The 12,791-nt window shown below is 71.3% G+C and carries 9 protein-coding genes; 2 read left to right on the top strand and 7 right to left on the bottom strand.

Translation table 11 applies throughout. The features are described from left to right. Positions 1-68: 68 nt before the first annotated feature. The 3 genes from AB0F52_RS06835 to AB0F52_RS06825 form a co-directional block, all read right to left on the bottom strand. Positions 69-974, bottom strand: a complete 906-nt coding sequence (locus AB0F52_RS06835) for a hypothetical protein (RefSeq protein ID WP_360165408.1) — start codon at positions 972-974, stop codon at positions 69-71. An 85-nt stretch (positions 975-1,059) separates the two neighbouring features. Then, complete coding sequence (locus AB0F52_RS06830; RefSeq protein ID WP_360165405.1) at positions 1,060-1,968, bottom strand: hypothetical protein; 909 nt, start codon at positions 1,966-1,968, stop codon at positions 1,060-1,062. Positions 1,969-2,085: 117 nt separating this feature from the next. Beyond that, complete coding sequence (locus tag AB0F52_RS06825) at positions 2,086-2,892, bottom strand: hypothetical protein (RefSeq protein ID WP_360165402.1); 807 nt, start codon at positions 2,890-2,892, stop codon at positions 2,086-2,088. Between the two features lie 114 nt (positions 2,893-3,006). Between AB0F52_RS06825 and AB0F52_RS06820 the strand changes: the two genes are divergently transcribed. Beyond that, positions 3,007-3,780, top strand: coding sequence for a deoxyribonuclease IV (locus AB0F52_RS06820; protein ID WP_360165399.1), 774 nt, complete (start codon positions 3,007-3,009; stop codon positions 3,778-3,780). A gap of 10 nt (positions 3,781-3,790) precedes the next feature. Here the strand turns inward: AB0F52_RS06820 and AB0F52_RS06815 are convergent, their stop codons facing one another. Continuing rightward, on the bottom strand, positions 3,791-5,341 hold the full coding sequence (locus AB0F52_RS06815; RefSeq protein ID WP_360165396.1) for a glycosyltransferase 87 family protein: 1,551 nt from the start codon (positions 5,339-5,341) through the stop codon (positions 3,791-3,793). Positions 5,342-5,389: 48 nt separating this feature from the next. Further along, entirely contained in the window at positions 5,390-6,448 is a 1,059-nt protein-coding gene (locus tag AB0F52_RS06810; protein WP_360166599.1) for an ROK family transcriptional regulator, read from the bottom strand. 76 nt (positions 6,449-6,524) lie between these two features. On the opposite strand from AB0F52_RS06810, the gene AB0F52_RS06805 reads away from it, so the two are divergent. Continuing rightward, on the top strand, positions 6,525-7,571 hold the full coding sequence (locus tag AB0F52_RS06805; protein ID WP_360165393.1) for a Gfo/Idh/MocA family oxidoreductase: 1,047 nt from the start codon (positions 6,525-6,527) through the stop codon (positions 7,569-7,571). Between the two features lie 75 nt (positions 7,572-7,646). On the opposite strand, the gene AB0F52_RS06800 is transcribed toward AB0F52_RS06805, so the two are convergent. Further along, positions 7,647-9,971, bottom strand: a complete 2,325-nt coding sequence (locus tag AB0F52_RS06800) for a transglycosylase domain-containing protein (RefSeq protein ID WP_360165390.1) — start codon at positions 9,969-9,971, stop codon at positions 7,647-7,649. Between the two features lie 123 nt (positions 9,972-10,094). Further along, the gene (locus tag AB0F52_RS06795) at positions 10,095-12,782 is read right to left on the bottom strand and encodes a transglycosylase domain-containing protein (protein ID WP_360165387.1); all 2,688 of its coding nucleotides are present in this window, start codon (positions 12,780-12,782) and stop codon (positions 10,095-10,097) included. Positions 12,783-12,791 lie beyond the last annotated feature (9 nt).

Here is a 12,791-nt window from a genome sequence, read left to right as displayed (position 1 = left end):
GAGGGTTTGTCCAGGTAAGGCTACCTGGGGGCCTCGAGGAGACCGGACAGCGGGGTCTTCTCCGGGGGTCAGGCGGCCCGGCGGAGCACCCAGGTGCGGACGAGCCCGGCGGTCACCCCGGCGAGCACGATCACCGCGATCAGCATGGGCAGCTGCACGTCGTTCGGCGCGCTGTTCGAGGCCACCGACTGCGCGTTGCCGGCGTCGCGGATGTCCACGCCCTGGCCGCTCTGGTCGCCCGCGCCCGCCTGCGGGGCGGCCGCGTCGCCGGGGAGGGTGCCGTTCGCCGGGTAGCGCACGCCCGGGGCGACGGCCGTGCCGGCGGTCGCCGTCGGGATGCCGCCGTAGTCGCGCATCGGGGCACTGCCGCCCGTGCCGCCGGCGGTGCCCGGGTTGAGGTTCGAGAGGTTGCCCGACGCGCCACCGGGGGTGGTGCCGGTACCGCTGCCCTGCTGGGTGCCGGTGCCGCCGCCCTGCTGGGCCGGGGTGCTGGGGGCCACGTAGTTGCTCGCGAGCAACGTGAGGCCGCAGCCCGCGGCGACCGTGCTCTCCACGCTGTTCAGCGTCTTGTTCCAGTCGAGCCCGAGGCCCCACGTGCCGGAGGCGGCCAGCGCGGTGCGCACCGCCTTGCCGATCGCGGCCCCGTTCGCTTCCCCGCCCGCGGCGTTCGGCACCTGGCCGACCGGGATCGAGTGGTTCTTGGCGATCGAATCGCCCGCCCAGCTGCCGACGGCGAGGGTCCCGGCGTTGTTCGCGCCGTTGGTGACCAGGGTCTTGACCGAAGCCCCGTCGATCGCCACCTGGTCGCCCATCTGCCCGGTGACCGAGCCCGTGCAGCTGTTGCTGACGAGGGTCGTGGCGGCGGAGGCCGTGCCCGTGGAAAGGAATGCGCCGCCGGTCACGAATGCGGCGACGGCGGTGACGGTCAGTGCGCGGCGGGTCGTCTGCCAGGTGGGGATCTTCCGCACGAGCACTGTCCTCCAGGGAATCACGGGGGCGTCGGTCCGGGCAACACCAGAATGAACGACCGAGATACGTGAAAGATACTCGGCAGTTGGATCAATTCGCAGCGGCCATCCGGCGGAGCACCCAGGTGCGGACGAGGCCCGCACTGGCTCCGGAAAGCGCCAGGACCGCGATCAGCAGCGGCAGGTTCGACCCGTTGGTGAAGCCGTCCGACGCCGAGGGTAGCGCTTCCGCCTGGCCCGCGGTCTGGACGCCGGAGCCGGCGTCCGGCGTGCCGGCCGGACCGGTGAGGCCGTACTGCGGGGCGTAACCGGGGATCTGGCTGCCGTACCGGATCGCCGGTGACGGCGTGAACAACCCGGCCGTCGCGAACGGGATGCCGCTGTAGTCGCGCATCGGGGCGTAGCCCGTGCCGAAGGTGAACGGGAAGCCGCCGAACAACGGCGTGCTCGCGAAGCCGGGCAGGAGCGGGCTGTTCGCGTCCGGGATCGGCGTGGTGCCCGCCGGGGTCCCGCCCTGCTGCGGCGCGCCCCCGGACCCGCCCTGGGCCGGTGGCTGCTGCTGGGGGTTCCCGCCCGTGCCACCGGGTTGCTGCGGCGCGGGCTGGCCGCCGCCGGTGAGCGAGCGGAGGCCCTGCTGGGTACCGCTGGTCACGCCCTGGACGCCCTGGTTGATGGCGCTCGCCGCGGGCGCGCCGACCACCGGCACCGGCGAGACGACGGTGTTCACCACGTTCACGGTGACCTTGCAGACGGTGTTGAGCAGCCCGCTCACGGTGGTAGTCAGCACGGTGGTCGCCTGGGTGACGATGCCCAGGTCGATGAGCGGCAGGCCGAGCAGCGAGCCCTGGATGTGGTCGCCCGGCTTGGCGTCCACGGTGCTGCCGCAGGGCACGGTCTTCGTGTCCGCCGAGGCGGTACCGGGCATCCCGAGCACGGCCGAACCCGCGAGGACGACCGCCGCCGCACCGACCGCTGTTGCCCTCCGTGTCCGATCCCGCATGCTCGCCGCCCCTGGTCTCGTCGCCTACTTACCAGTACAACGACGTTAAGGCAGCCGGGTGACGCCCGCTCGTTCAAAAATGTCCGGCATTCGGGTGGAAGCCGAGGTCACCGTGCGTCAGGCGGGGCTGCGGCGGATCCAGGCCCGGACGAGCGCGGCCGCGACGACCGCCAGCGCCAGCACCGCGAGCAGCATCGGCAGCTTCGCCGGCGGGGTGACCGCCGGGAGGGCCTCCGCCGTGCCGGACCGCTCGGCGTCGACGGTCGGCGGCGGGACCTGCTGGCCCGGGATGATCTGCGCGATCACCGGCGCCTGCACCAGGCTGCCCGGCAGCAGTGCGGCGTTGGTGAAGATGCCCGAGATCGCATCGCCCGGCAGGCCGGCGTTGCCCTGCCCGGTGACCACCGGGCCGATGCTCGAGCCGGGCGGGTTCGGCGCCGGGTTCGGCGGGTTCGGGCCCGGGCTGGGCGGGGTCGGCCCCGGCGGAGCGGGCGGAGCGGGCGGAGCGGGCCGGGAAGGGCCCGGCGGCAGTTCGGCGGCCACGCCCTGCGTCAGGTTGCCGACCGCGTTGACCGTGCCCTGCGCGACCGGGCAGACGCCCTTCGCGGCGGCGTCGCCGACCAGCGGCACCCGGCCGATGCCGAGCGCCTTCACCGTGTCGCCGAGCGGCAGCGTGAGCAGGGGGGCCGAGCCGTTCGTGTTCCGCGAGCTCGAGTCGAGGCCGATGGTGAGCTGGTTCGGGGCGTTCAGCGGGGCGCCGGCGTCGAGCACCAGGCCGTTCGCACTCCCCTGCTGCAGCGTGGCCTGGCAGTCGCCGCCCAAGGTGGGGCTGGGATCGGCGCTCGCCACGCCCGGCGCGGCCAGTGCGGCCGAAGCGGCGATCGTGAAACCCAGTGCGGTGATCCGGGTGACGCGCTTCCCCATCATGCCCTCCGGCAGTCGGACCGATCTGGATCACGGAACGCGCTCACGGTACTCCACGAGCGTCACCAAGCGGGCCCACCGGCCGGAAACGGGCCCGGGAGTAGCGTGCTCGGCATGCTGATTGGCGCCCATGTCCGTGACGACGACCCGTTGCCCGCCGTCGTCGAGCGCAAAGCCGAAGTCGTCCAGTTCTTCCTCTCCGACCCGCAGGGCTGGAAGGCTCCGAAGCCGCACCCGCACGGCGAGGCCATCGCGGCCGACCCGGTGGAGGTGTTCATCCACGCGCCGTACCTCATCAACGTGGCTTCGCTGAACAACCGGATCCGGATCCCGTCCCGGAAGAACGTCACGCAGCACGCGGACGGTGCGGCCGCGATCGGCGCGAAGGGCCTGATCGTGCACGGCGGGCACGTCGGCGCGAACGACGACGCCGAAGCCGGCCTGGACAACTGGCGCAAGCTGTTCGAGCGCGAACAGGAGAAGGGCGGCTTCAAGGTCCCGATCCTGATCGAGAACACCGCCGGCGGCGAGAACGCGATGACCCGCGACCTCGACGTCATCGCCCGGCTGTGGGACAAGGTCGGCGAGTTCGGCGCCGGGTTCTGCCTGGACACATGCCACGCGTACGCCGCGGGCTGGGACCTCGCGACCGCCGTCGAGAAGGTCAAGGCCATCACCGGCCGGATCGACCTGGTGCACCTCAACAACTCCCGCGACGAGTTCGGCTCGACGCGCGACCGGCACGCCAACATCGTGCAGGGCGACGGGACGATCGACCCCGAGGCGCTGGTCGCCGTCGCTCGCGAGGCGGGCGCCCCGGTCGTCGTCGAGACGCCGGCCGACGGGCAGGCCACCGACATCGCCTACCTGCGGGAACAGCTCGGTTAGCCGGCCGGGTTCAAACGCCTACGGCCTTCCGGCGGCGCCGGGTGGCGTTCGGGATGATCACGTCGCGGGCGCCGTCGAGGAAGCCGCCGGCCGGGTCGTCGTCGCCGTCCATCCGCACGAGGTCGGTGGCCGGCCGGTAGATCTCCCGGACGACCAGCACGCAGAGCCCGATGACGGCGAGGTCGCGGACCACGACCGTGCCGAGGAACCAGCCCTCGGGCAGGCCCTTGTGGTCGACGCCGAGGTAGTAGAACATCCGCGGCACCCAGACGACGGCGTCGATCAGCATCCAGCCGAGCAGCAGCCGCCAGCGCGGGATCGCCAGCACCGCCAGCGGAACGAGCCACAGCGAGTACTGCGGGCTCCACACCTTGTTCGTCAGCAGGAACGCCGCCACGACGAGGAACGCGAGCTGGCCGACGCGCGGGCGGCGGGGCGCGGCCAGCGCGAGGTAGGCGATCCCGGCGCAGCAGGTCAGGAACAGCACGGCCACCGTGACGTTCAGGTACGTCGGCGTCTGGTTCTTCTGCAGCACGCCGTCGAACCCGGCCCAGCCGCTGGTGTACGAGAAGACGTTGTACAGCGAGTCCGGGTCCATCGGCCGCAGGGCGCTCATCCGGAAGAACTCCCACCAGCCGCGGGTCGCGGTGAGGATGAACGGCGCGTTGACCGCCAGCCAGGTCAGCACGGCGGCGGCCGCGGTCTTCCAGAACGGCGTCAGCTTGCCCGCGCGCAGGCACAGCGCGAACAGCACGCCGAGCAGGAAGAGCGGGTAGAGCTTCGCCGTCGCGCCCAGCCCGAGCAGGACGCCGGCGAGCAGCGGGCGCTTCCGCGCCCAGGCGAGCAGGCCGGTCGCGGTGAACGCGGTCGCGAGCGCGTCGAAGTTCGTGAACGCGTGCACCAGCACCAGCGGCGAGATCGCCACCAGGACCATGTCCCACGGGCGGCGTCTCACCGTCCGGCCGGTCGCCCACACGGTGACCAGCCACGCGAGCGCCAGGAAGAACGCCGTGATGTCGAAGTAGACCGCCACCGGCAGCGCGCCGGGCAGCCAGCCGGACTCGGCGACGTCCAGCCAGCCCGCCGCGAGCTTCGCGTTCGCCCACTGGAAGAGGCCGGTGAGCACCGGGTACTCCATGTACCGGGTGTTGTCCTCGGCGGTCTGCGAGCTTTCCTTCCACGACGTGTAGTAGGGGAAGGTGCCCGGCCGGTCGAGCCGCTCGGAGCCGTAGAGCGGCACGATGTCGGAGTAGCACATGGCCACGAACGGGCGGCCCGCGCGCCAGTCGAGCTGGGTGGCGCCGCTCGAGTCCTGGTACTGCTGGATGCAGGAGCCCTTGCCGAACCAGCACAGCATCAGCGCCAGGGTGGCCAGCAGCAGCCCGACGCGCTGGGGCGACCAGAACCAGTGCCTGCCGACCGCCGCGTGCTCACCGAGCGGGCCGCCGAGGGGTCTGGTGACCGCCGCCGCGAGCGGCTCGTTCCAGCTCGGGACGATCCGTTCCGCCCGGGTCAGCGTCACGGGGCCGGGTTCCGGCTCCCGCGTGGTCTCCTCTGGCACGAGGCGGATCGTATCGGTGATCGGCGTGCGCGGTGGTGAAGCCGGTGATCATGCCGGATTCGCGTAGAACGAGGCCAGCACCTCCGCGGCCGCGCCGCGGGTGACGATCTCCTCGCCGGAGGCGTCTTCGACGACCTCGATCCGCTGCCAGTGCGGCAGCGGCAGCAGTTCCTCGAGCCGGGCCGAGACGGCTTCCCGGTGGACGTCCGGCTCGTCCCGGACCGCCCGCCCGGCCAGCACGATCCGCTCGAGGTCGAGCACCTGCACCAGGTCGGCCAGCCCGATGCCGAGGAAGCCGGCGGCGGTCCGGGTGTCCGGCGCCTCCTTGGCCATGATCTCGACGCAGCCGCGCCGCCCGCAAGCGCAGCGCGGCCCGTCATAGGCGATCGTGGTGTGCCCGAACTCACCCGCGTTGGTCCGCGGCCCGCGGTAGAGCCGCCCGTCGATCAGCAGGCCGACGCCGATGCCGGTGCCGACGAGCACCACCGCGGTCGCCGTCGGCTCGCCGTGCGGCCAGAGCCGGGCGAACGCGGCGGCGTTGGTGTTCTTGTCGAGCGTCACCGGCAGCCCGGTGCGCTGCTCCAGCAGCTCGCGCAGCGGCACGTCGTGCCAGCCGGGCATGTTCGTCGCGTCGCGGACCAGGCCCGCGCGGTGGTCCAGCGGGCCGACCGCGCCGAGGCCGAGGCCGAGCACGTCGAAGCCGTCGGCGAGTTCGAGGGCCGTGGCGCCGATGGCGTCGACGGCCTGCGCGGGTGTGAAGCCGCGTGGCAGCGGGCCGCCCGCCGTCTCCTCCACCTCGCCGACGAGGTTGGCGCGCAGCACGCGGTACTCGTCGCGGTCGAGGCGCGCGCCGAGTGCGTGCCTGGCGCCCGCCCGGATGCGCAGCGCCGTGCGGGGTTTGCCCACGCCGGCGGACGGCTGCCGCTCCTCGTCCAGCAGGCCGGTGTCGAGCAGTTCGGGGACGATCTTGGAGACGGCCTGCTGGGTGAGCCCGGTGCGTTCGGCGAGTTCGACCCGGCTGAGACCGCCGGCGCGCAGGATGTGCGTGAGCAGCAGCACACGGTTGTGCTCGCGCACGTCGCGCAGGTTCACCCCGGTGTCGGCCATGGAGAGGATCTTCGCACGTCCGGCCAATTAGGCAACGCTGTTGTTTTATCACGGGGCGGCAGGGTTTAATGACGGCATGGCGGACGACTTGCGCGTGGGCATCCTGGGGTACGGCATCGGGGGCCGCGTTTTCCACGCACCCCTGGTGGCGGCGACCCCCGGGCTCACCCCGGCGGTGATCACGACGTCGGGCAACGCCGCGCAAGCCCGCATCGACCACCCGGGCGCGGAGATCGTGCCGGACGCCGACGCGTTGTTCGAGCGGGCGGGCGATCTCGACCTCGTCGTGGTCAGCACGCCGAACCGCACGCACGTGCCGCTCGCCCTGCGCGCGATCGAAGCCGGCCTGCCGGTGGTCGTCGACAAGCCGTTCGCGCCGACCGCGGCCGAAGCCCAGCGGGTCGTCGATGCGGCGAAGGCGGCGGGGGTCGGCCTGACGGTCTTCCAGAACCGGCGGCTCGACTCCGACTTCCTCACCGTGCGGAAGGTCCTCGACTCGGGACGGCTCGGCGAGGTGTTCCGCTTCGAGTCCCGCTACGACCGCTGGGTGCCGAAGCCCAAGGACAACTGGCGCGAATTCGGCGACCCGGCCGAGGCCGGCGGCCTGCTCTACGACCTCGGCGCGCACATCGTCGACCAGGCGCTGCAGCTGTTCGGCCCGGTCACCCGCGTCTACGCGGAAGTCGACCGCCGCCGGGCCGGCGTCCAGGTCGACGACGACGTCTTCGTCGCGCTGCACCACGCGAACGGCGTCCGGTCGCACCTGTGGGCGACCGCGCTGGCGGGCACGCAGAACCCGCGGTTCCGGGTGCTCGGCGACCGGGCGACCTTCACCAAGTACGGCCTCGACGTGCAGGAACCGCAGATCAAGGCGGGCCTGCGCCCCGGCGACGCCGGCTGGGGCACCGAGCCCGCGGCCGACGCCGGGAAGCTCGGCGTCGGCCCGGACGTCGAGACCGTGCCGACCGAGACCGGCCGCTACGAGCAGTTCTACGTCCAGGTGCGCGACGCCCTGCGCGGCGAAGGCGAGTTCCCGGTCGATCCGGCGTCGTCGGTCGAGGCCCTGCGCGTGATCGAGGCGGCCCACCGCGCCGGCGTCGAAGGCACCGTGGTCGAGCTCTGACCCCCTGACCGGCCGTGACCTCGGTGACCCCCAGCTCCGAGGTCACGGCCACCTCCCCCGGCCCGCCCGGCGTGCTCACGGGCCGAAGTTCGCCTGGCCGGTGTCGTTCCCGTTGCCGCGGCCGGGTCCCCGGCCGTCGCGCCGCACGCGGTTCTGTTGCTGTTGCTGTTGTTGCTGCTGGTCCTGGTTGCCGCCGCGGCCGATGCTGAAGCGCTGCTCCTGCTGGTCCTGGTTCTGCTGCTGCTGTTGCTGAAACTGTTGCTGCTGTTGTTGCTGCTGGAGCTGGAGCTGCAGCTGGTCGTCCTGCGGCGCGGTGATCGCCTGGACCCGGTCGAAGCGCTCGGCCGGTTTCCCGGTCAGGTAGAGCTGCATGAACCGCTGCCACACCGGACCGGCCACGACGGACGGGGTCAGCGGCTGGCCGGTCGGCCCGCGCAGAGCCTTGTCGCCGTCGCTGCCCACCCAGACCGCGGCGGAGACCGAGGGCGTGTAACCCACCATCCACGTCTGCGAGTTCGTGTTCGCCGCGGACGCGGGTTCGCCGTCGCCCGGCGTGTGCTGCTGGGTGCCGGTCTTGCCCGCGCACTCGTGGCCGGCCGGGCAGGTCAGCCGGGAGAACGGGATCACCGGCGCCAGCGCGGCGGTCACGTTCCCGGCGATCTGCCGGCTCTTGCCGCGGTCGTTGTCCGCGAACGCGTCCGTCGCGCGCGCGTCGGCCTCGTAGGCGGTTTCGCCCTGGGAGTTCGTCACCTTCTGCACGAAGTGCCGGCCGTGCTGGACACCGCCGGCGGCGAAGGTCGCGTACCCCGCGGCCATGTCCGCCGGTGTGACCGCGGTCTGTCCGCCGCCGATGGAGATGTTGTTGTCCCCGGTGAACAGCACGCTGCGGCCGCCGGTGTCCTTCGTGCGGATGCCCGCCTCCTGCGCGGCTTCGGCCACCCCGCCCGGCTTGGTCACGTTGAGCACCATGTCGTAGAAGACGGTGTTGGTGGACCGCTGCATCGCCTCGGCCACCGTGCACTGCTCGGAGCAGCTGCTGCTGGTGCCGGCGTTGCGCACCGGCAGCGGCACGTCGGGGAACGTCCGCGGCGAGCGGCCGTCGAACACCGCGTTCAGCCCGCGGCCGCCCTTGAGGAACGCCGTGAGGTCGAACGGCTTCATCGACGACCCGGGGTTGTGCGCTTCGTCCGCCCAGTCGCGGCCGGCCTGGTCCTCGCCGTTCGGGCCCTTCACGATCGGCGCCCCGCCGTAGTAGGCGAGCACGCCGCCGGACTTCGGGTCGACGGCGACCAGCGCGTCGAGGATGCGGTCGTCGGTCTGCCCGGCCATGCCCTCGGCCACGGCCTTTTCGGCGGCTTCCTGTGCCTTCGAGTCGATCGTCGTGAACACCTGGAACCCGCCCGCGTAGTACTTCTCCTCGGGGATCCCCGCCGCGGCCAGCTCGGCCTTGACCTGCTTCTTGACGAACGGGTTGAGCTTGGTCCCCGGCCGCGATTCGACGAGCGGCACCGGTGTCGGGAACTTCGCGGCCTTCCGGTCGGCCGCGGTGAGATACCCGTTGCGCTGCATGCGGTCCAGGGCGGTGCCCCACCGGTCGCGGGCGACCGTCGCGTTCTCCGAACGGCCCGGCTGCTGGATCAGCCCGGCGAGCAACGCGGCTTCGGAGTAGTTCAGCTGGGCGGCGTCCTTGCCGAAGTACGCCTGCGCCGCCGCCTGGATGCCGTACGCGCCGCGGCCGAAGTAGATGATGTTGAGGTAGGCGGTGATGATGTCCGCCTTCTGGTAGGTCTGGTTCATCTTGAACGACTTCGCGAGCTCGACCCATTTGCGGGTCAACGTCGGCGAGTCGTCGCCGGTGGCCTTCTTGATGTACTGCTGCGAAATCGTCGAGCCGCCGCCGGACCCACCGGTGGCCTGGTTGTAGGCGGCCCGCGCGATACCGGAGAGGTCGAAGCCGGAGTTGGTCTCGAAGGACGCGTCCTCGGTCGCGATCACGGCCTTCTTGACGACGTCCGGGATCTGGGCCGGGTCGAGGATCTGCCGGTTACCGCCGGCGGGCACGTCCTTGCCCATCTCGGTGCCGTCGGCGTAGAGGTAGGTGACCGCCTGGCCCTGCGACTGCGCGACCTTGTCCGGTGAAGGCACGTCGACGGCGAAGTACGTGATCACGAAGGCGACCGCGGGCACGAGGAAGAACAGCCCGGACAAGACGTACAGCACCCGGCGCACCGTCTTCCAGCGGCGGCTGCGCCGGTCCGGTGGGGGGTTCGGGGTGACGTCGGCGGCGAGATCGTCCGGTGCGTCCGGTTCGTCCGGCCGCGGGAGAGGCCGGCGTGGCTGGTAGCGACCACGCGGAACCGGCCTCCGGCCGGACCTCGAGCGATTTCGGTCGGTGTACACGGGCTGTCCTCCGGTACGCCGGTGGGCTGCGGGCGCAGGCCCCTCGACACTCCACACGGACCACGGACGGCTGTGGTTCACCAAAACGAAGGCCCCGCACTGAACAGTGCGAGGCCTTCGGGGTCATCCTTCCGAACCCGGTGGTCTGCCGAGCCCGTCACCGCCGCCGGGCAGCGACGGAGTGGTTCCGCCCGGGCCCGGCCGGGACGTCCTCGTCCGGGAAGTCGAGGTCTCGGTTTCGGTGGACGTCTCCGGGGGCGGCTGGGACGACGTCGTGCTCGGGGTCTCCTGCGGCGTCGGCGTGTCCGAGGGCTTCGGCGGCGTCGTGGTCACCTCGTTGACGTTCTTGCCGAGCGGGTCGACCTTGTCGAACTTCTCCGGCGGCTTGCCCTTGAGGTAGAGGTTCAGGAAGTTCTGCCAGGTCGGGCCGGCGATCGTGGAACCGAAGATCGGCTTGCCCTTTGCGTCGTGCAGCGGCTGGTTGCCGTCGCCGCCGACCCACACCGCCGCGGACACCGACGGGGTGTAGCCCACCATCCAGGTCTGGGCGTTGAGATTGTTGTACGAGGCGGGGTCGCCCTCCTTGGGCGAGTACTGCTGCGTACCGGTCTTGCCGGCGCACTCGTGGCCGGGCGGGCACTTCAGGCTCGAATGCCCGATGACCGGCTTCAGCGCTTCGGTGACGTTGCCGGCGATCTGCTGGCTCTTCGCCGCATCGTTGTCGAACGCCGGGTTGGACTTGATGTTGTTCTCGTCGAACTCCACCTCGTCCTGGGCGTTCGTCAGCTTCGAGACGAAGTGCTGCTCGTGGTAAATGCCGCCGCCGGCGAACGACGCGTACGCCGAAGCCATGTCCCTGGGGGCCACCTGGGTCTTACCACCGCCGAGCGAGATGTTGTTGTCTCCGTCGAACAGCGTGGCGGTGCCACCTTCGTCGGTCGTCCGGACACCGGCCTGCTTCGCCGCCGTCACGACCCCCTTCGGTTTCACCTTGTTGAACACCATGTCGTAGAACACGGTGTTCGCCGAAATCTCCATCGCTTTCGCGACCGTGCACTGCGGACCGCAGCTTTCGTTCTCGCCCGCGTTGCGGACCGGCTTGGCGACCCCGGGGAACTTGCGGTTGTCCGAGCCGTCGAAAATGTCGCCGAGGCCGCCGCCCATCTTGAGGAACCCGGTCAGGTCGAACGGCTTCATCGACGAGCCCGGGTTGCGGGCCTGGTTCGCCCGGTCCTGACCGATCGCGTCCTGCCCGTCCTTGTCCTTGACGGTTTCCGGGCCGTAGTTGTAGGCGAGGATCCCGCCGGTCTTCGGGTCCACGGCCACGAGCGCGGCGAGCAGCTTCTCGTCCGTCTGGCCCTTCATGCCCTCCTGGACGGCCTGGTCCGCCGCGTCCTGCGCCGCCGGGTCGATCGTGGTGTAGATCTTGGCGCCGGTGGCGAACAGCTTGGTCTCGTCGTAACCCTTCGCTCCCAGCTCCTCCTTGATCCGCTGCTGGAGCTGGTAGGTCATCTTCCCCGAGTCCTGCTCCTTGTTGGCGTTCTTCGGGATCGGCGTCGGGAACTGCGCGGCCGTGCGTTCATCCGCGCGCAGCCACTTGTTGGCCACCATCTGGTCCATCACGTACGTCCACCGGCGCTGGGCGTAGTCCTGGTTCTCCGATTTGCTCGGTCCCTGGATCAGGCCGGCCAGCAGCGCGGCTTCCGACGCGCTGAGGTCCTTGGCGTCCTTGTTGAAGTAGGACTTCGCGGCGGCCTGGATGCCGTTCGCCCCGCGGCCGAAGTAGACGATGTTCAGGTACCCGGTGATGATCTCTTCTTTGGACTGCTGGTTGTTCATCTTGAACGACTTGGCCAGCTCGGTCCACTTGCGGGTCAGCGTCGGGGCGTCGTTCTCCGTGGCCTTCTTGATGTACTGCTGGGAGATGGTCGACCCACCGCCCTGCCCGCCGGTGGCCTGGTTGAACACCGCGCGGAGGATGCCGGTGACGTCGAAGCCGGAGTTGGTCTCGAACGTCGCGTCCTCGGCCGAATACACGGCGTGCTTGACGACGTCGGGGATCTCGCCCGGCTTGAGCAGCTGGCGGTTGCCGCTCTTGGGCACTTCCTTCCCCATCACCGTCTTGCCGTCGGCGTAGTAGTAGGTGATCGGCTGGCTCTGCAGGGCCGCGACGCTCTCCGCCGTCGGCACGTCGACCATGAAGTAGGTGATCACGAACGCGATCGCGGGAACGACGAAGAAGACGCCGACGCAGGCGTAGGCGACCCGCCGGATGATCTTCCAGCGGCGCTTCTTCCGCTGCGCCGGCGTGAGGACCTTGCGGCCCTTCTCGTCGAGCTCCTGCTGGGGCTCGACGTCGTCGGCGAACTCGTCGAACCGGTCGTCGTCGTACGGCTCGTAGCCGTCTTCGGTCCCGTTGTGCGCGTGGTGGGTGATGAGATCCGGCTCACGCTCGGGTTCCGGCTCCGGACGGCGGCCGCCGGGCGGGGGCTGCCGGAAGCCCTGCGGCGGCGAGCCGGGTGGCTGACCGGGACGGCGACCGCCGGACGGGGGCGGCTGGCGCCGGCCGGCGGCCGCACCGCCCTGGCCGCGGGGCGCCTGCGGGCGTCGTGGCTGCTCACCGGGCCACTGCTGGCCACCTTCGTCGCCGGCGGGCCAAGCCGGACCGCCCTGCCCGGCGCCACCGCGCGGCGGGTTGGCGCGCCGGGGCGACTCACCGGGCCACGCCGGTCCCGCCTCTTCACCCGGCCACTGGCCGCGGCGGGGTGCGTCTGGCTCCTGGTTCGGCCAGGAGCGGTTGTCGTCGGTCACGGATGGGCC

It is taken from the genome of Amycolatopsis sp. NPDC024027, assembly GCF_040638975.1.
In the GTDB taxonomy this organism is placed as follows: Bacteria; Actinomycetota; Actinomycetes; order Mycobacteriales; family Pseudonocardiaceae; genus Amycolatopsis.
The sequence above is the reverse complement of the archived record's forward strand: the minus strand, read 5'-3'. Positions and strand labels throughout refer to the sequence as shown.

Bases quoted from the DNA above. Each gene is read 5' to 3' on its own strand.
- AB0F52_RS06830 (WP_360165405.1), bottom strand. From the start codon at position 1,968: ATGCGGGATCGGACACGGAGGGCAACAGCGGTCGGTGCGGCGGCGGTC.
- AB0F52_RS06825 (WP_360165402.1), bottom strand. From the start codon at position 2,892: ATGGGGAAGCGCGTCACCCGGATCACCGCACTGGGTTTCACGATCGCC.
- AB0F52_RS06820 (WP_360165399.1), top strand. From the start codon at position 3,007: ATGCTGATTGGCGCCCATGTCCGTGACGACGACCCGTTGCCCGCCGTC.
- AB0F52_RS06810 (WP_360166599.1), bottom strand. From the start codon at position 6,448: ATGGCCGACACCGGGGTGAACCTGCGCGACGTGCGCGAGCACAACCGT.
- AB0F52_RS06805 (WP_360165393.1), top strand. From the start codon at position 6,525: ATGGCGGACGACTTGCGCGTGGGCATCCTGGGGTACGGCATCGGGGGC.